The 18,712-nt window shown below is 37.8% G+C and carries 17 protein-coding genes and 1 tRNA gene; 15 read left to right on the forward strand and 3 right to left on the reverse strand.

Going from position 1 to position 18,712, the window contains the following annotated elements; genetic code table 11:
- The first annotated feature begins 1 nt into the window (after position 1).
- Positions 2–901, forward strand: coding sequence for an EF-Tu/IF-2/RF-3 family GTPase (locus tag fad_RS02300; RefSeq protein WP_081141620.1), 900 nt, complete (start codon positions 2–4; stop codon positions 899–901).
- On the opposite strand, the gene purD is transcribed toward fad_RS02300, so the two are convergent.
- Positions 891–2,168: a phosphoribosylamine--glycine ligase gene (purD, locus tag fad_RS02305; RefSeq protein WP_009887521.1), complete on the reverse strand. Its 1,278-nt coding sequence runs from the start codon at positions 2,166–2,168 to the stop codon at positions 891–893. The two genes, fad_RS02300 and purD, sit on opposite strands and share 11 nt — an antisense overlap.
- On the reverse strand, positions 2,165–2,644 hold the full coding sequence (locus fad_RS02310; protein ID WP_009887522.1) for an SMC-Scp complex subunit ScpB: 480 nt from the start codon (positions 2,642–2,644) through the stop codon (positions 2,165–2,167). The genes purD and fad_RS02310 overlap by 4 nt, the downstream gene beginning before the upstream one ends.
- A gap of 177 nt (positions 2,645–2,821) precedes the next feature.
- Between fad_RS02310 and fad_RS02315 the strand changes: the two genes are divergently transcribed.
- The 5 genes from fad_RS02315 (at position 2,822) to fad_RS02335 (ending at position 8,927) form a co-directional block, all read left to right on the forward strand.
- On the forward strand, positions 2,822–4,171 hold the full coding sequence (locus tag fad_RS02315; protein ID WP_009887523.1) for a purine-cytosine permease family protein: 1,350 nt from the start codon (positions 2,822–2,824) through the stop codon (positions 4,169–4,171).
- Positions 4,161–4,604, forward strand: coding sequence for a dCTP deaminase domain-containing protein (locus fad_RS02320; RefSeq protein WP_081141622.1), 444 nt, complete (start codon positions 4,161–4,163; stop codon positions 4,602–4,604). Before fad_RS02315 ends, fad_RS02320 begins: the two co-directional genes overlap by 11 nt.
- 90 nt (positions 4,605–4,694) lie before the next feature.
- On the forward strand, positions 4,695–5,213 hold the full coding sequence (locus tag fad_RS02325; RefSeq protein ID WP_009887525.1) for a nicotinamide-nucleotide adenylyltransferase: 519 nt from the start codon (positions 4,695–4,697) through the stop codon (positions 5,211–5,213).
- Between the two features lie 89 nt (positions 5,214–5,302).
- Positions 5,303–7,636 (forward strand): DNA-directed DNA polymerase, encoded by a 2,334-nt coding sequence (locus fad_RS02330; RefSeq protein ID WP_081141623.1) that lies wholly within the window; start codon positions 5,303–5,305, stop codon positions 7,634–7,636.
- A 55-nt stretch (positions 7,637–7,691) separates the two neighbouring features.
- The gene (locus fad_RS02335) at positions 7,692–8,927 is read left to right on the forward strand and encodes an MFS transporter (RefSeq protein ID WP_009887527.1); all 1,236 of its coding nucleotides are present in this window, start codon (positions 7,692–7,694) and stop codon (positions 8,925–8,927) included.
- Between the two features lie 57 nt (positions 8,928–8,984).
- On the opposite strand, the gene pheS is transcribed toward fad_RS02335, so the two are convergent.
- Complete coding sequence (gene pheS, locus fad_RS02340; protein ID WP_081141625.1) at positions 8,985–10,442, reverse strand: phenylalanine--tRNA ligase subunit alpha; 1,458 nt, start codon at positions 10,440–10,442, stop codon at positions 8,985–8,987.
- Positions 10,443–10,587: 145 nt separating this feature from the next.
- Between pheS and fad_RS02345 the strand changes: the two genes are divergently transcribed.
- From fad_RS02345 to fad_RS02390, 9 genes are all read left to right on the forward strand, one after another.
- Positions 10,588–12,411: a PINc/VapC family ATPase gene (locus fad_RS02345; protein ID WP_009887529.1), complete on the forward strand. Its 1,824-nt coding sequence runs from the start codon at positions 10,588–10,590 to the stop codon at positions 12,409–12,411.
- Between the two features lie 220 nt (positions 12,412–12,631).
- Positions 12,632–13,006 carry a DUF302 domain-containing protein gene (locus fad_RS02350; protein WP_009887530.1) on the forward strand — a complete coding sequence of 125 codons (375 nt, stop codon included), beginning with the start codon at positions 12,632–12,634 and terminating at the stop codon, positions 13,004–13,006.
- A gap of 40 nt (positions 13,007–13,046) precedes the next feature.
- Entirely contained in the window at positions 13,047–14,570 is a 1,524-nt protein-coding gene (locus tag fad_RS02355; RefSeq protein WP_148285744.1) for an oligosaccharide flippase family protein, read from the forward strand.
- Between the two features lie 29 nt (positions 14,571–14,599).
- The gene (gene metG, locus fad_RS02360; RefSeq protein WP_009887532.1) at positions 14,600–14,926 is read left to right on the forward strand and encodes a methionine--tRNA ligase subunit beta; all 327 of its coding nucleotides are present in this window, start codon (positions 14,600–14,602) and stop codon (positions 14,924–14,926) included.
- Positions 14,926–16,185, forward strand: a complete 1,260-nt coding sequence (locus tag fad_RS02365) for a replication factor C large subunit (RefSeq protein WP_009887533.1) — start codon at positions 14,926–14,928, stop codon at positions 16,183–16,185. Before metG ends, fad_RS02365 begins: the two co-directional genes overlap by 1 nt.
- 612 nt (positions 16,186–16,797) lie before the next feature.
- Positions 16,798–17,385, forward strand: coding sequence for a 50S ribosomal protein L15e (locus fad_RS02375; protein WP_009887536.1), 588 nt, complete (start codon positions 16,798–16,800; stop codon positions 17,383–17,385).
- An 8-nt stretch (positions 17,386–17,393) separates the two neighbouring features.
- Positions 17,394–17,474 (forward strand) — tRNA-Ser (locus fad_RS02380).
- A gap of 32 nt (positions 17,475–17,506) precedes the next feature.
- Positions 17,507–18,112 carry a hypothetical protein gene (locus tag fad_RS02385; protein WP_155951094.1) on the forward strand — a complete coding sequence of 202 codons (606 nt, stop codon included), beginning with the start codon at positions 17,507–17,509 and terminating at the stop codon, positions 18,110–18,112.
- A gap of 30 nt (positions 18,113–18,142) precedes the next feature.
- Positions 18,143–18,592: a GNAT family N-acetyltransferase gene (locus fad_RS02390; protein ID WP_009887538.1), complete on the forward strand. Its 450-nt coding sequence runs from the start codon at positions 18,143–18,145 to the stop codon at positions 18,590–18,592.
- Positions 18,593–18,712: the final 120 nt, after the last annotated feature.

An 18,712-nucleotide genomic window follows, 5' to 3' on the forward strand; every position in this document is an offset into this window, starting at 1 on the left:
TATGGAATCATACAGCATTTTCTGTTACAACGCCTCTGATTATATAAAGGAAATCGCAAAGGTAGGGACAAATAGTGACATACAGCTTTACCACCGGAAGGATGAAAATATAATAATGACATTTATAGAGCCGATAAAATACCCGGAGAAGGTGTCATCACTTACAGATTCAATATATCCTTCAGATATAGCAATAATTAAAGTCAGCTCCATCAATAAGGACCTGGGTGAAGTAATAATAGCTCTTGACCTTATGGGCAAAACAAGGGGATTTATAATAGCTGATGAAGAGAAACAGCCTGTTATTAAAAAAATTATAGGAAATACCTCATTAAAGGATTATAAATTCTTTACCGGAAAGCCAATGGAACTCATAGATGAAATAAAGGCAATGGACATACCCAGAAATGGCGATCAGAATTTAACTGTAATAGATCACTTTTTTAAGGTTAAGGGAGTAGGCACAGTTGCCCTTGGCTTTGTTTTATCCGGAAGCATTTCAAAACACCAGAAACTGGTACTTTCTGACCTGGATCGTGAGGTAGAGGTCAGGTCAATACAGATGAATGATGAGGATGTGGACAGTGCAGGCGCAGGATCCAGAGTAGGGCTTGCATTGAAAAACATAGAGCCTACCGATATGGAAAGGGGGATGTTTCTATCAGATAAGCCCTTTGAATATGCTGAAACCATACCAGGGAAGGTTGTGCCACAAACAAGCCTGAAATTAGACCTCGGTGACAATTTTGAAATATTTGTGTCGGATATTATGAGATTCCAGAGGGGCAAATTTGAGAACGACCATATAATTTTAGATAAAAAAATTCCTGTGGTAAAGAAGACAATGGTTCTTTCAAATAATAATATGGTACCCAGAATTTTCGGTACCATCAATCTTTAATTTTTCCTTTTATCATGGCTTCCGTGCCTATGTCATGCCTGATATAATAATCTCCTGTTATATATTTCAAATTGTCTTCAACGATATCTGAGGCCTCGTATATGCTATCGCCTATTCCTATCAATGCTAAAGACCTGGATTTTGTTGTGGTTACATGATTCAGGGTGCCAGAAACCGATGAATAGTAAACTTTGAAATTATCAGTTTCAATTCTATCCTTAATTGTTAGCTCTGTTTCCACAGGTTTTATTCCATAACCGGGAGGTACAATATATTTAAGCACAGTAGCTTTGCTCTTAAATTTTATATTGTTTTTTAATGTCCCGCTGTATATGTCCAGGAAAATATCAACAATATTTGACTGCAACAGTGTTAGTACATTTATTCCTTCAGGGTCTGCAAATCTTGAATTGATTTCAATAACCCTTACACCCTGTGCTGTGCTCATAAACTGCCCGTAAATTACACCCTTGAAAGGATTGTTCTCCTCTCTCATTGCTGTGACAATGTCATTAAGTATACCCCTTGCTTCATTAACTACATCTATAGATAAAAATGGCAAAATAAAATTCTTGTCTGATATTGACCCCATCCCGCCGGTATTCGGCCCGAGGTCATCTTCATACAACCTTTTATAGTCCTGGACAACTGGCATAAATACCACATTTTTGCTATCTGTAAATGCCTGGATTGAGAACTCTTCGCCTATTTCCCTTTTCTCCAGAAGCACCTTGCCATCACGATCAATAATCTCAGATGCATATGCTATAGCTTCAGCCACGTTGCTAAGCTGAAGCCCCATAACTTTTACGCCTTTTCCTCCAGTAAGCCCTATTGGCTTTACAGCGTATTCAGTATCGTTGTTTTCAAAAAATGTTTTGAGCACTTCTTTATCTGATATGAGCTTATTTTCAATATTTCCCTTTATGTGGTGCCTCTCCATCAGATTGCGCATGTATTCCTTTGAAGTTTCAATCATTGCAGCCTTTTGTCCAGGCGAAGCCACAGGAATATGATTTTCTATAAGGCTGTCCACAAGATCCGTATTTAATATGTCGTCCGGGCCGATAAATGCAATATCTACCCTATTTTTTTTAGCAAAATTTACAATTTCCTGTGTATTCTTATTATATTTTATTACATTGCGCGATAATCCAAGTATAGATGGATTTTCATTGCTGACGACTGAATAAAGGTTATCTGTTTCCCTTATCTTCCTTGCAATTGCATCTTCTCTACCACCACTGCCTACTAGCAAGACGTTCATTGTTCCTCTGCCCGTAATGTCCTCTTATTAATATTAAATTTACGGTGAAACTCTGTTGTAACCTTATACTTATGTGTATTCCTATATTTTCTTGATGATACCATTCCACCTTTTTTTAATTTTTCAAGATCCTCTTTGTAAGCATAGCCAAAATTGTCCCTGAGGTTACCGGATATAGCCTCCCCATTCATCTTATAAATATAAGAAAGCATGGCAAGCTGTTTTTCAGTGAATTCTTTCTCAATAAAAGGATCCACAACCGGTACAAATTCTTCGCTCAGTTTAATCTTGTAACTGTTCCCGAACTGCCCCACGATTAATGAGCTCTCTATATTTTCATAATTCCTGGATATTTCTTTAATTGCTTTGATGAACTCTGCATTTGTTATATTTAGATATTCAGCTATCTCTGATGCCTTCACCGGTTCTTTAGATGAAAACAGTATTGCTTCAATCCTCCTGGAAATTTCATTCATTATACTCATATCTCAAAAGTATAATATAACTTTATTGCAGAATATTAACCAGAATATAAGAAAGTTAAATGAAATTCCATGTATTGCACTGAATAACTGTTAAAAATTAAGCAGGCAGGATCACTGTACTTATAATTTATATTAAAAAAATAAATATATTCTATCTTATTTACCTATATGGATATAGAAAAATCCGGGGGCCATAATTCTGAATTTGTTTATAACGAATTTGAACCCGTACCGGAGGAGATGAGGAAAAACAACTCATCCGAGCTATTCACTCTCTGGTTTGCATCCAACATGACAATTGGAGATTTTGCTATAGGATTTATACCCGTGCTCCTCGGTTTAAGTCTGGGTATGTCTTTATTTTCCATGCTTCTCGGAAGTGTTATGGGGTCTATACTTGTAGCATTCATGTCCAGGACAGGTACTCTTACAGGATTGCCACAGATGGTCCTCGGGAGGAGGGCCTTCGGTAAAAATTTCGGAATATTTATGACAGTCCTCCAGTGGATTAACACACTGGGCTGGCTAACAGTAAACCTCATACTTGCTTCATTCGCATTTTCCCTTGCATTTCATGTGCCATACTATGAAATTTCCATAATATTGATGGGTATAATCATATTTCTCATATCAAATTCTGGAAGAAAATCCATATCATATTTTGAGAAGGCAATGTCAGTTATTCTTGGAATACTTTTTACAATTATTATACTTAATGCAGGATTGCATATCAATGACATTTATGCCTATAAACCATCCTCCTTTGGTTTTGGCGTAGCGTTTGGAATAACTCTTGCAACATCATTCTCCTATCTTATGTCATGGGGGCCCTATGCGGCAGATTATTCCCGCTATAATAAAACAAAGAATGCGTTTATTTACACTTTTTCAGGTGGTTTGATTGCTACATTCTGGGCGGAAATAGCAGGCGTATTTGTTGCCATAATGTCACTTGACCCATCAGGAAATCCTGCCAGTGACCTTAACCACGTTCTTGGACCCTATGGAATCATAGGCTTGATAGCAATCTTCCTTGGAGGAATAGCAGCGGATGCATTGAATCTCTATTCCAATTCAATATCTCTTAAAAGTACTGGATTAAAAATAAGGCGCATATACTCTGTTATTTTTGGCATTGTTATAGCCATAGCATTGGCGGTCGCCCTGTATACAAAATTTTATTCGTTCTATGAAGATTTTCTCTTCCTCCTTGATTACTGGATAACTCCATGGCTGGGAATTATGCTTGCAGACTTTTTTATAGTAAACAGGAATGAAAAATTCAATATTAAAACCATTCCAGGATTGAATATTTCGGGCATTTCAGCATATTTTATAGCCCTCATCGCTTCCGTTCCCTTTATGGACCCCGGAATAATATTTGAAGGGCCAATTTCTAAACTTTACCTTGGTGGTGTTGATATAAGTTATTATGTGTCATTCCTGCTGGCCCTTGTACTGTATCCGGTTATAACAAAGGTAATTAATCGAAATAATATCCAGTCACATGTTAAATGATCGGGAGATAGAATACAATGTAGCTGCAGGAAGAATAATCTCTGAAAATTACAGCAGGGATTCACTTACACCAAACGGCTATGACATCCGTATTGGAGACCATGAATTAGATATTATAAAAACCAACTCATTGTTTTTCATTTCAAGCCTTGAAAAATTCAACATGCCTGATAACATTGTGGCTTCATTGCACATAAAATCGAAATATGCAAGGAGAGGTGTGTTTGCATCATTCGGATTTGTTGATGCTGGATTTATCGGCAACCTTACAATGGCATTTTACAATTTCGGTGAAGAATTCCGGATTAAAAGGGGCATGAAATTTGTTCAAATAGTATTCTATGAAATAAAAACTCCGGAGAAAAATTATCCAGGAAGGTCAGGCAACTATCAGAACAGCGAAGGAATTAATGTTAAATCACCGGAAGACTAAAATTTATATTTGTCCCAGTATCTTTCTATAAAGAATCTATAATTTTCCCTTCTTATAAAAATTTATTTACAATATGCATATTCAGGTTAAATGAAAGCCTTTATAATAGGAAGGTTCCAACCTTTCCATAACGGTCATCTGGCTATAATAAAACATATACTGGAGCACAATGAATATGTAGTTATAGGTATCGGGAGTGCACAGTTATCCCACACAATCATGAATCCCTTTACGGCTGGAGAACGTTATCTCATGATTCTGAACACACTGGAAAATAATGGAATATCAAATTATTATATAGTGCCTATCGAGGATGTCAACTCAAATCCAATGTGGGTTGCCCATGTAGAATCCCTTACACCGCCATTTCACCGTGTGTACACCAACAATCCCCTTGTAAGGAGATTATTCTATGAAAAACAATATGAAGTCCTTTCACTACCCATGATAAACCGCAATTCATGGTCTGGAACAAGAATAAGGCAAAAAATACTCAAGGGAGAAGACTGGAGATCAGACGTTCCTGACACAGTTTATAATATAATGAAAGACCTGGATGGCATAAACAGGATCAGTGATCTGTCAAAAACAGACGAAGACCCGATATAATCAACAGGCCTGTTTTTATTCATGGCACTGTTGTTATGATACTTCATTATAGGACAAAAATATATATTGATTTAAAATACTACACATAGATGAATGTTAAAATGAGAATCGTTGCCGCCTCATACAGGCAGAGCGATGTAACGGTAGAATTGTACGGGCGTACAGAGGATAATAAATCCATTACAGCCCTTTATTATGGCTTTAAACCATATTTTGACTATGTTGAGCCGGATGAAAAATGCATAACTGAAATTAAAAATAATCCAGAATTTATCAAAATGGAAGATAAAAAATTGTTTCTTGAGGGGAAAGATGTAAATGTTAAGAGGATTTATATAAAGTCTCCCTGGAAGGTGCCTGAACTGAGAAAAATATGCCAGTGCCAGGCCCTTGCAGCAGATATACCTTTCCATCACAGATTCATATACGATTTTGATTTAGGTTCTACTGTTGAAATAGAAGGTGAACCTGCAGAAGGTGAAAAGGGTAATTATACTACAGATCTGGTTATAAAAATCAACACTGTTAAGAAAACAGATGATTTCAACCCTCAACTTAAGATATTTTCATTTGATATTGAAAATTCCATATCCACTAGGGAAATCTTTGTTATTGGATACTCTGTATTTTTCAATGGAGAAATTACAGAGGGGGCACTCACCGGTACTGAACCGGAGATACTTGAAGATTTTAATAAACTGGTACAGAGGGAAGACCCTGATATAATTACAGGCTATAATATAGATGGCTATGACATGCCACTGCTGGAGGAACGGATGAAGTTTAATAAGGTCCGGTTCAGCATAGGCCGGGATTACATCTCCCCCAGAAGGATTATGGACCAGTACTGGAGGCTTCATGGAAGGGTTATAGATGATACATGGTGGGAAGTCAGAAAAGTATTGCATCCAAAGCATGAAACCCTGAATTACGTCTCAAACATGCTTCTCAATGAGGGAAAGGAAGATGTTAACAGGCTGGATATAGAGAACGAGTGGAAGAACAGGAGGGATGATGTAATTAAGTACTGCATAAAGGATGCGAGGCTTGCCCTTTTAATATACCGGAAAATAAGGATACTGGATAGAAATCTCTATCTTTCCACAGTATCCATGCTTCCCCTGGACGATGTTACAAATGGCGGAACGAGCACATATGTGGATTCTTTGCTGATCAGACGGGCTGACAGGGAAAATATCGGCGTTCCCATGAGTTCGAGCAAATTCTCAAATGATACCTATGCAGGAGGATACGTGCATACCATGGACCCTGGATTGTATGATATGATAGTTGTACTTGATTTCAAAAGCATGTACCCATCTATGATTATAAAATATAATATATGCTTTACAACACTTAGCCCGGAAGGCACCATTCAAGCTCCTAACGGTGCGAGATTTCTTGATCCGGGAGTAAAAAAGGGCATTATACCCGATCTGCTCGAGCAGCTTATGAAAAACCGTGATGAAGTTAAGAAGCAGATGAAAGAGGATAAATCAAATCACGATTACCTCGATGGATTGCAGGCAGCCATCAAAGTTCTGATGAATACCTTCTACGGTGTCCTGGGAACATCATTTTACAGGTTCACTAACCGGGAAATCAGCAGTGCCATTACAGCCTATGCAAGAAATACTATTACATCTATAATTGCAGATCTCGATAAATCAGGGAATAAGGTAATCTATGGAGATACCGATTCCATATTCATCGAATCAGGCAAGAAAACACTTGATGAAGCTATAGAATACGGAAATAGGCTAAGTTCAGACATATCCAGAAAGGAGAATCTTGTACTGGAATTTGAAAAGATAATGGATCCATTATTTTCACATGGAGCCAAGAAACGGTACGCCGGGAAAATAGTTTATCCTCCATCATCAGCGGGTGAAATCCTGGTGAGAGGCTATGAAACCCGGAGAACCGACTCATTCGACCTGCAGAGCGAAGCACTCTCCACGGTGTTTGACCTTATCCTGTCAAGGGATGTTGAGGGTGCTAAACAATACGCTGAAGACCTGGTTAAAGAAGTTGCCACGGGAAAAATAGACACAGCCAAACTTGTTATATCAAGAAGCGTGAAAAATTTTTCAACCTATAAAAATGCAGGTTCAATGGCAAATGTGAACGCAGCCAAAAAACTTATAGACGCGGGGGAAACGTTTATTCCTGGAATGAAAGTTTCATGGATAGTTACTGATGCTGGAAAAACTCCACAGGCTGTGGAGCCATTTATAGATGGCAGAAAGTTCACGCACACCCCTGATTATGTATATTATTCAAAAAGGCTGCAGGAAACCCTTAACAGGGTTCTGGAAAGCCTGGACAAGGAAATAGCTGTTTTCAAAAATCCCCAGAGTAAAATTACAGACGCATTTGAAGAAAAACCTAAAAAGAGAGATATAGAAGATTTTTTCAAATAATTTATTAATAAACAATTTAGTAAAAATATAAATAGCTTTTTGCACTTATATAAAAATGAAAGACCAGGGGAAATCCCTCATTTTTACATCATTGGGACATTTTGCAAACGATGGAAACTTCCTTTTATTTCCCACTTTAATAGCATATTACAAAGTTATCCCGCATGTAAGCATTGCATTTCTTGGAGTCATGGCAATTATATACAATCTGCTTTCCGGGCTTCTCGGGCCATCCATAGGAAAACTTGCGGACAGAATTGACAGGGATGGGGCACTTATATTTCTGGGTATTTTGCTTGAAGCAATATCCGCTATCTTCTTCGGGCTGGCATTTGTATTTACGGCATATGTCAATTATATAATACTTGTAGCAGCTGTAATCCTGGGAATAGGCCAGGCTTTCTACCATCCTATCGGCGCTTCTATACTGGCATTCACATATGGAAAAAAGGATTCATCAACTGCTATGGGAATTAATGGTTCATTCGGCAGCCTGGGGCGTGCCCTGATACCTTCGGTGCTTGTATACGCAATAGTATTCTTCGGAAAATTCTATGGTTTGGTAGCTGTAGCTGCATATACAACCATAGCGGCTGTTATAATTCTTGGGGGGCTCTCATTCTTCAAGAGGAGCAAATATATTAAAATCGATACCAAAAAGCATGCAAAAAATACAGAAGAAAGCAAAGCATCGGAGAGCGAATATAAGAAATACGGCAAATTTCTGTATATACTCACAGCAATTGTATTTATAAGGTCATTCTTCCTTATGGGCACCGTAACGTTTACACCGGATTATTTTGATAATATATTCCATTCAAAGGTTATTATGGGAGATTTATTAACCATAAGTTTCCTGGGCGCTGTGGTCGGACAGCCCTATTTCGGAAGGGTTGTGAAAGACCACGGTGGAAAGTTCACTATTGCAGTTACAACAATTGCTTCAACAGTATTCTTCGGCTTAATGCTTTTAACCGATAATGTATACCTTGTAACTGTTATTTACCTGCTTTACGCAACATTTGCATTCACCAGTTTTCCCGTATTGCTGGGATATGTTGCACAGACAATACCCCAGAAATTTTCCACCAGATCCAACGCACTTGTATGGAGTTTCGGCAATATAGTTGGGGGAGCTATAGGCATTGCAATAGTAACAATACTGCTATATGTCCATGTGGCACTTTACACATCGCTGGTTGTAATGCTAATATTCTCGGTGATTTCTATAATTATGCTTCCCTTGCTACCATCAAAAAAGAAGCAGGAAGAACTGGCATCAGGTATTTAAAAATTTAATTTTATAATTTTTTAGCCTTTAAAGGCTAACTTTAATTGTAATGCCAGTTTAAAATTTAATTTTATAATTTTTTAACCAGTCAAGATCGCTATTGTATATTTCCCTTATATCGTTAAAATTATAATACAGCATGGCAAGCCTCTCAAGACCAAGCCCGAATGCCAGAACCGGTTCCTTGAGCTCCATAGGTTTTGTAACCTCAGGCCTGAATATTCCGGAGCCGCCCAGTTCCACTTCCTTTCCATTTATGTCAACTGCTACATCCATGCTTGGCTCTGTGTAGGGATAATAAGATGGTATAAGCCTTATATTTTTGAATCCTAATCTTGAATAAAATTCCGTGAGAAGCCACTTCAAGGTTGAAAGGTTTACGTCGCTGCCATATACTGCTCCCTCAATCTGGTAAAGCTCGGAAAGGTGTTTCCAGTCCACACTCTCATGCCTGAATACCTTTTCTATTGAGAATATATACTGTGGCTTATCCCTGTGGTTATACAGGTATCTTATTGTATTGACAGTTGTGTGTGTCCTCAGAATTAACTTCTTTGCTTCATCCTCAGACCATTTATAATTCCATCCGCTATATTTCCCATATCCGTGTTCGTGCACCCTCTTAACCTTATCAAGAATTTCTGGATTTTCAAATTCCACCGGGTTTTTTGATTCTACATAATATGTGTCCTGAAGGTCCCTTGCTGGATGGTCCTGCGGTATAAATAACATATCCATATTCCATCCAGTGTATTCGATGAAATGGCCGTGCATTTCTGTGAACCCCATCTCCAGAAAAATTTTCCTTACCTTCTCAATTAAATACGTAAGTGGATGCAGGCCGGCTCCATTTAAAGGTTCTACCCTGGAATTCAGGTCATATGGGCGGAATTTTGCATCTCTCCATTTTCCAGAGGCAATCAATGAGGGTGTAAGCATTTCAAAATAATCATCTTTTCCATAGCTTTCCAGCGCTTCTTTCCCACTTTCATTTATATTAATTATCCTCTTTGTGTATTTCCGTTTTGCTGCAAGCCCTCTGTGTAAAAACTCATCCAGGGTGACTTTATCCGGAATTTTCCCATTGCTGATGCCAGACAATTCCATTCTTTTATTCCTGAAAATATCATCAAGTTTTTCACCGTGCAATGCCATCTCGCCATTTGCCGGTTTTATTCCGAGTTTTGCAGTGTTTGCAATGGCAATTTTATAGTCACTGCCCATGTAATCTACTACCTCTTTCATGGAGCACTTTTCATGCTTAGCCAGGAAATTGTACAATTTCTCTTCAGGGAATCCATTCTCAATGTATTTTTTTCCCTCCTCTGTGATAGAAACAGATTCCTCTGTCACTTTGTTTACATTGATTAAATTTTTAAATTCCAGATATGAGATAGAACTTGAAACAATGCGCCTGTCAGTATCAACATCTATATCCTCTTCAGGCACATCACTGCGGTTTTTTATGAAATTCAAAACTTTATATTCATTCGGGCTTATCTCATTCTTTTCCATTACGTCTTAAATAGTTAGGTGGATTAAATAATTTTTGAACATGGCTATTTCCGGAACAAAGCGTATAATCCGGTAAAAAATCCCGTGTATTTCGTATTTTCAGTCAATTTGAAATTATTTAAATAATAATATAACATTATCTAATGTGGATTACGTACCGGATACATCAGTAATAGTAAGCGGAAAATTCAGGGAATATGTAGCAGGAAAGAACGATGTAAGGGTTATACTTGCAGAGGCTATGATAGCTGAAATAGAGCACCAGGCAAATGAGGGGAGGTCAATAGGCTTCACAGCCCTTGAAGAGCTTAAGAAATTAAGGGAATTATCAGATTCAGGCAAAATTTACATAGATATCATGGGAAACCGCCCCATGGAATGGCAGATAAAAAATGCCCATAGTGGCGAAATTGACAATATAATTAGAAATATAGCACTGGACAATGCAGCTACACTTGTAACTGGAGACCACATACAGAGCATTATAGCATCTATAAAGGGAATAAATGTTATTTATATTAAAGGCGAGGAGAAAGATGCAAGGGACATCCAGGAATTTTTTGATGAATACACATCATCGGTCCATTTAAAAGCCGGGATGAAGCCACTTATAAAAACAGGCAAGCCTGGAGAAGTGGTATTAAAAGAACTGGACTATGTAGTATCAAACGATGAGCTTGAAAGAATAGCATATAACATTGTCCAGAGAGGCAAATTTGAAGACCAGTCCTTTATAGAAATGGATATGTTCGGAGCAACAGTTATCCAGCTGAAGAATCTCCGTATTGTCATAACAAGGCCACCGTTCTCAGATATAATGGAGATTACAGCAGTAAGGCCTGTTGTAAAAACCTCCATAGAGGATTATAAACTTGATAAAAGAGTGATGGACAGGCTTCAAAACAAGGCATATGGAATACTGGTTGCAGGTTCACCAGGAGCCGGGAAAAGTACATTTGTTACAGCACTGGCAGAATATTATGCCTCCCAGAACAAAATTGTCAAAACCATGGAAAAACCAAGGGATTTGCAGGTAAATGATAGCATAACACAGTATACAACGCTGGAAGGCGATATGGAAAAAACCGGAGATATACTTCTTCTTGTCAGGGAGGACTATACCGTATTTGATGAAATGCGTGTCACTTCAGATTTCAAGGTTTATTCAGACCTCAGGCTTGCCGGTGTTGGCATGGTTGGTGTTGTGCATTCTACCAGAGCTGTGGACGCTATCCAGAGATTTGTAGGCAGAATAGAACTCGGATTAATCCCCCAGGTGGTGGACACTGTCCTGTTTATAGACGGAGGGAAAGTATCGCAGGTACTTACAACAGATTACCAGATTAAAATACCATATGGGCTTAATCAGGAAGACCTTGCAAGGCCGGTAATAGTTATACGTGATTTTCTAAAAAACAAGCCTGTAAGTGAAATATATACATTCGGCGACCAGGTAGTTGTAATTCCTGTAGGTGACGAGAAAAACGGTGCAAATCCATTATTTGCCATTGCCGCAGCAAAAATAAGGGAAGATATGATGAAACTTCTTGAAACAGATCATGTGGATGTGCAGATCGTTTCAGAGGGAAGGGTTATAATAAAAGTTCCCGATGCAAAGATACCGAGATTAATTGGAAGAAAAGGCGAAACAGTTACTGCACTGGAAAAATCCTACGGGCTTAAGATAGATGTGGATACACTATCAGATGATGTAAATGTAATGCAGGATGCTTTAATTGAAATAAAGAACAAAACAATATTCATTGACGTGGGCTCAAGGAACAGGCCGGTAAAATTATATGTTGATGGCATTGCAATGCTTTCAGCCCGCAGTTCAGCCAAGGGAATGATAAAACTCAGGATAAATAGTGATACAGGAAATACGGTATATAAATACATAAAGCAGGGGAAGAAACTTCAGTATATGGTAATGGAGGAATCTGAACCATCATCTTCACATTCCAGATAAGCACAGTTTTCTGCCTTAACTGCTTTTGCCATCTACATATTTTCATTGCCTGATAATTTTATCCTGTAAATTTAGAATTCTCCCAATCAGTTAAGCAATAATCTGGCATATGGAAATTATGCAGTTAAATTTCATTGAAAAGTGAGTAATATCCACTGCATTTGTTATATTAATTAAACATGCTAAACGAACTTTAAATATTTGCCTGCAATACAACAATATGTATTCATACGAAAAAACTTTAAACAAAAGTGCTGAAGAAGTATTTGGGGGGCTCCACAAGCTTCTGAAGGAAGCAAACTGGCTAATTATTTCATACATTGATCTGAAGGAAATATTTTCCAAAATGCAGAAAGAAATAGAACCGTACTATATACTTGATGTATGTTTTCCACCGGCTGCAGCCGAACTTGTGAAGGATAATGAAGACATCGGCGCTTTTATTCCGTGCAAGGTTGTACTTATTCAACATGGGAATACCACAAAAATACTGATGCCTAAGCCATCTGTTCTTTCCAAAGAGTACCTTGATACAGATGGGAAGGTGGCAGAAAAATATGAAACCACGTTGATGGGCATGCTGGATAAATTATAAATTCATAAAGTTTATTCGTTAAATTTTATATGCAATCCTATTGATTGCTAAAAAATCTCCGATGCTGGTTTTCGGCCAGGTTACAAATTCACTATTTGGATATATTGGCTTATTTTTTATTATTAGATTTGTAGGGCTGCAATCATGGGGATACCTCAGCTTTTCCCTGGCATTTATAGGTGTATTGAGCATTATCGGGGATCTGGGATATGGAACTGCACATCTGAAATACCTCTCATCCGGAGAATATGAAGAGGGTGTGTGTACCGGTACATTTTTGACAATAAGGACAGTACAGACTTTAATTACAATATCAATTGTCCTGGGGTCACTGTTTATCTGGATAAATGTTTTGCACAGGGGGTTCCAGAGCAATGTAGAAATATACGCTATAATACTTCTTCTTCCATATTTTTTCTTTGCACGGTTGAAGGATGTTCCCATCATATATTACAATTCTAAACTGAAATCTGCCCGTATGTCAATCCCCCAGATTACAGAAGCAGTGGTAAGGAATTCACTGTTTATAATCCTCGGCGCAGTATATATTCTCAGAATACCCGGTTATAATACAGTATCTGCAGCCATTTTACTGGCTATTATTTACAGTATTTCCTATTTTATCTATTTCCTGTTGTCTGTATTTCTAGGAAGACCGTGGAAAGTTAACAGGCCATCAATGGAACTCTTCAAGAAATACACAAAACTTGCATATCCCCTGGCACTGGCATCGATTATCGGGTCTGTAAGTGGAAACATAGATAAGGTTTTAATTGAATTTTACTGGCATGCTGTTGCAACAGGGGCATTTGCAAGCCTGCAGCGTATAGCCAGCCCAATTACAACCTTCTCAGGGACAATAAGCATATTTTTTATTCCACTGCTCATGAAAAGCCAGGGGTCCAGCGATAAAAACTTCAAAACAGATATTTCATTATTTGAAAGGATAATATCTATATTCATATTGCCACTGGTAATTATCTTCGTTGTTTTGAGGGTATATGTGGCGAATCTATGGTCTGCTGCCCTGATACCCTATGCCGACATACTGATATTTCTCACACTTGCAGCCTACCTTGTTGCAATAAATTCTGCTTATTCTTCAAGCCTCGTGGCCAGGGGACTCACTAATAAAATAGGAAAAATTACGGTAATCGCGCTCATAATCAACATCTCCCTGGATCTGCTACTTATACCTCCAGATGTGTTTGAAATACGTATCTTCTCACTTGGAGTCCTGGGCGGTGCTGTAAGCACTTTTGTTGCCATGCTGTTTGAGACCGTGGCTTACCGGGTTACTGTAATAAGGGCAGAAAAGATGAAACCTGATTTGAGGATATTTTACCAGTTATTGCCCATCCTGGCACAATCCATGTTCCTTTTCGGTATAACCAGTTACATAAAAATATACAGTATCCTCCTGTTTATCCCCGTTTCAGTAGCATCAGTTATTGTATTTTTGGGAGTCGCCGTACTGTCAAGGCAAATAACTCTTAACCAGATACTGGAATTTATAAGGGCTTTAAACCCATTTTCATTTGGAAAGCAGCTACATAATGAATAAGTTTATATTATATAGCTAAAATACAGGGTATGGAAGAGATAAGCATAGATGAATTCCATAAGATAGATATCAGAGTTGGAAAGGTAATAGAGTGCACAAAGGTCGAAAAATCAAGAAATCTATTGAAAATTATAGTTGACCTTGGAGACCAGCAAAAACAGATCATATCAAGCATTTCAAATTGCTATTCTCCAGAGGATATGATGGGAAAGCAGCTTGTTGTTATAAATAATTTAGCCCCTGCTAAATTCATGGGCCTGGAAAGCCAGGGCATGCTTCTTGCTGTAGAGGATGAAAATGGTGTCTCCCTGTTAAAGCCAGATCGGGAAGTTTCTCCTGGCACGAAGGTACATTAATGTCACTTGCCGATGATTACCGCCCATCCGATTTAAATAGCCTGCTGTTAAGCAATGAAGCAAGGCAAGCCATGATTTCATGGATCGATTCCTGGATGAACCATTCAGAAGTCAAAAACTCACTGATACTGTGGGGCCAGCAGGGAATAGGAAAAACCAGTGCAGCATATGCACTTGCCAGTTACGCCGGGCTTCCTGTGGTTGAAATGAACGCATCTGAACAGAGGAATAAGGAAAGCATGAAAAAGATTGCATTAATGGCATCACAATACAGGAATCTTTTTGATGATGACGCCAGAATGCCCGATAAACTCATACTCATAGATGAAGCAGACAACATATTTGAATCCAGAAGCAGGTCCTCGGGTGGTGATACAGGAGGCATGTCAGAGCTTCTTGAAATCATAAAAAACACAAAAAATCCGGTTATAATTACAATGAACGATTACTATTCTTTTAAATCTAAAAATAATGCAAGGGAAATAGTTTCCAGATCGGTAGAAATAGAAATGACCCCATATAAAAGAAAAAATGAGGTAAACTATAAAATATTCACTTCAGGCGTGCACAGTGTCCTGAAAAATATAGCTATAAAGGAAAATATACATATAAATGACCATGAGATTGATGGGATTATAAGGTCAAATGAGCCTGATATTAGAGCCATGATAAACGACCTTTACCTCTACAGTTCACGTGAAAACGATTACGGGGAGAATAGCAGGGACAAATCAGAATCAATCTATTACCTCACATCAGATACATTCAGGGGAAATGATTACGATACGATTATATCAGCTCTGTATAAAATGGATGAAGATACTGATTTTTATATGAAGTGGATTGATGAAAATATTCCATATGAGTATACAGACCCGGTAGACCTGAAGAATACATATGACCTGATTTCAATAGCAGATATCTATTATGGGAACAGGTTCAAAAATTTCTCACTTGCCAGTTACGGCATGGAAATTACAGCCGGCATATCAGTGAAAGCAAAAAACAGGAATGACCATTATGTGAAATACAATTTTCCATCATTTATCAAGAAAATGGCTATGAGGAAAAAGAATTTTGAACTTTACAATACAATTAATTTTGCAGGAAGGATGGGGGCAATTTCCCATACATCAACGGCTACAATATCTGGCAATATGTGGTTTTACCATATAATGAAACAGAAGGATAGAAAATTATATTCATTTTTATCCACACTGCTTGGAATAACTGAAAAACAAACACACAGCGCTAAATAATAGTCTATAAATGCGGATTGTTTTCAATCCGGTGCGAGAGGGCTTTCTTGCATTTTTTTATTGTGCCGCTGACAGTTATTATATTACCGCCCTTTTCACGTATTATGCTGCATATGGTCGGTTTATTCAACTGATTGCACATATAAATACTGAAATTTTCAGTTCTATATTTCCTCTTAACTTCATAATAGTTATACAGGTATCTGTCCATTCTTTCGGGTTCTGACTCCCAGAATACAAGCACATACCTTTTCCTTATTAATGACCCTTTCAATGAATAGTTAATGGTTCCTTACTATTTTGAGTTTATCATAATCAGGTTAGGCATTAAGCAATATTCTGATCCTCTTGCAGTAAAATACTATGGAAACCGCATTCAGTTAGAAAAATAAATATCCCTACTATAATCAATCCTCTAAAATGCCTTATCCCAGCTAAGTTTATTTTCTATGTAATAATTGTATACAAATATTTGATTTTATGACTGAATTTCAATTGTAAAGGTAATCTGATCAGTTGATGTTATTTATCCAATGGGGCATAATTGCCATAGGCGAAATAAAAATCTATAAATATCATTTATAAATGAAGTAGCAACTAAAAGTGAATAATATGGAAACTTCATACAGCTTAATTAGAAATGAATGGAAGCATTTAAAAAAATCAAGTATATACGGCTTACAGAAAGAAAGAATGATATCCTGGAGAAGGGGAAATTCCATTGAGAGAGTGGATCGCCCTACAAGGCTGGATAAGGCTAGAAACGTCGGATATAAGGCAAAGGAAGGCTATATAGTGGTAAGGGCAAGAGTAAGGAGAGGCGGACAGCACAAGCCCAAGATAATGGGAGGCAGGAGGCCAAGGAGACTTGCATATACCAAGATGACATTAAAGAAAAACATACAGGTAATTGCCGAGGAGCGTGTAGCTGATAAGTACCCTAATACCGAAGTGCTTAATTCATATTATGTGGGCGAGGATGGACTTTACAAATACTATGAAGTTATACTTGTAGATAAAGCCACACCGGCAATATACAATGATAGCAAAATTTCATGGATAGTTGAGCCACAGAATAAGGGCCGTGCTTACCGTGGCCTCACATCAGCAGCTTATAAGAACAGAGGGCTGGGACATGGGAGACTGGGAAGTGACAAGAGCAGACCTTCTATACGGGCAAATGGAAGACTGAGGAAATAATTTTTAAAGCCACGGTGGCCCAGTGGTACGGCGCCAGCCTTGAGAGCTGGTTCCCTTGTGGATCGGGTGTTCGAATCACCCCCGTGGCGTTTCAACAATTATGCGCCAGCAAGGTGATATTGTGGACGAACTGGATGAATTAAGAAACAAAGCTATTGAACTGTTATTAAACGTTGATATAATAAGGGATTGCACCTATGTAAACAGGGATGATTTTGAGCAGGGAACCCTGGAATATGAAGATCTGGATTACCAGGATAAAAATATGCTCTTTACCATTGACGATTTCACAGTGCTAAATTTAAAGGGTGATAAAAACCATGTGGATAAATTGATTATCAATTTTAACGGCATACATGGGGATGACCCGGAGAATTTTGATGATGTTGATTTTTACATGGAGAAATATTCGGATATCCTGGAGAAGAATAATAATGTCTCACTTATAAATATAATACCCCTGAGGACAAATAGAAAGGAAACGTTTCTGGCTTTATTTGATAGAACGGAATTTAACGGGATAATTACATTTGATTATATCATAAATACACTTTTTAAAAGTTATATATTGCCTGTAATAAATATAATAAAACCCGGGGAAGTCCTCATACTTGACAGCAGGCTAAAAAACTCTATAAAAAATGTTCTTGAATCTGACACCAGCATTGATGTGCCTCCAGTATCTATGTTCGACGATATTTCCAGTTACAGAGAAAATTATGATTAAACTATATATGAACGTTTGTTATTTCATTTCATGCAGGTAAGGCCATACAGGAAGTCTGATTTCCATGGTGTATCAATTATAGAGAAAATGGCATTTGGAGACGAGGCATATTCCAATTTTATGCTTAAAGGCATTTTAAATAGCATTAATGGTTTTACATATGTCCTTGATGACGGTTCAAAACTCCATGGGTACGCAACAATGGGGCCCTTAAATGAACAGGCAATAGATATAGAAAGTATAGGGGTTCTTCCGGAAGACCAGGATATGGGATACGGAAGTATGCTGATTACTGCAATAGAAGCAGAAGCCAGAGCGAGAGGATATTCTATTATTATACTCGAAGTGAGGGAGAAAAACGATCATGCAATTAAATTCTATAAAGCCCACGGGTATGAAACATTTGAGTTAATTAATGGGTATTACAGTATGCCGTTCAATGGTTCAAGAAATGCTTACAGGATGAGAAAAAATATATAATTCAATGCTTTTTAATTCTATTCAGCATCATATTAAACTCAGACCTGTTCCGTTCCTGCCTGAATGCAGAAATATCAAAGAATAAATCATGTTTTTCATGTTTTTTTGATATCATGATAA

The organism is Ferroplasma acidiphilum, assembly GCF_002078355.1.
Classification (GTDB): Archaea; Thermoplasmatota; Thermoplasmata; order Thermoplasmatales; family Thermoplasmataceae; genus Ferroplasma; species Ferroplasma acidiphilum.

What these genes read in the sequence shown, in the direction of transcription:
- fad_RS02300 (WP_081141620.1), top strand. Translation starts at nt 2, where the DNA reads ATGGAATCATACAGCATTTTCTGTTACAACGCCTCTGATTATATAAAG.
- purD (WP_009887521.1), bottom strand. Translation starts at nt 2,168, where the DNA reads ATGAACGTCTTGCTAGTAGGCAGTGGTGGTAGAGAAGATGCAATTGCA.
- fad_RS02310 (WP_009887522.1), bottom strand. Translation starts at nt 2,644, where the DNA reads ATGAATGAAATTTCCAGGAGGATTGAAGCAATACTGTTTTCATCTAAA.
- fad_RS02315 (WP_009887523.1), top strand. Translation starts at nt 2,822, where the DNA reads ATGGATATAGAAAAATCCGGGGGCCATAATTCTGAATTTGTTTATAAC.
- fad_RS02320 (WP_081141622.1), top strand. Translation starts at nt 4,161, where the DNA reads ATGTTAAATGATCGGGAGATAGAATACAATGTAGCTGCAGGAAGAATA.
- fad_RS02325 (WP_009887525.1), top strand. Translation starts at nt 4,695, where the DNA reads ATGAAAGCCTTTATAATAGGAAGGTTCCAACCTTTCCATAACGGTCAT.
- fad_RS02330 (WP_081141623.1), top strand. Translation starts at nt 5,303, where the DNA reads ATGAATGTTAAAATGAGAATCGTTGCCGCCTCATACAGGCAGAGCGAT.
- fad_RS02335 (WP_009887527.1), top strand. Translation starts at nt 7,692, where the DNA reads ATGAAAGACCAGGGGAAATCCCTCATTTTTACATCATTGGGACATTTT.
- pheS (WP_081141625.1), bottom strand. Translation starts at nt 10,442, where the DNA reads ATGGAAAAGAATGAGATAAGCCCGAATGAATATAAAGTTTTGAATTTC.
- fad_RS02350 (WP_009887530.1), top strand. Translation starts at nt 12,632, where the DNA reads ATGTATTCATACGAAAAAACTTTAAACAAAAGTGCTGAAGAAGTATTT.
- metG (WP_009887532.1), top strand. Translation starts at nt 14,600, where the DNA reads ATGGAAGAGATAAGCATAGATGAATTCCATAAGATAGATATCAGAGTT.
- fad_RS02365 (WP_009887533.1), top strand. Translation starts at nt 14,926, where the DNA reads ATGTCACTTGCCGATGATTACCGCCCATCCGATTTAAATAGCCTGCTG.
- fad_RS02375 (WP_009887536.1), top strand. Translation starts at nt 16,798, where the DNA reads ATGGAAACTTCATACAGCTTAATTAGAAATGAATGGAAGCATTTAAAA.
- fad_RS02390 (WP_009887538.1), top strand. Translation starts at nt 18,143, where the DNA reads ATGCAGGTAAGGCCATACAGGAAGTCTGATTTCCATGGTGTATCAATT.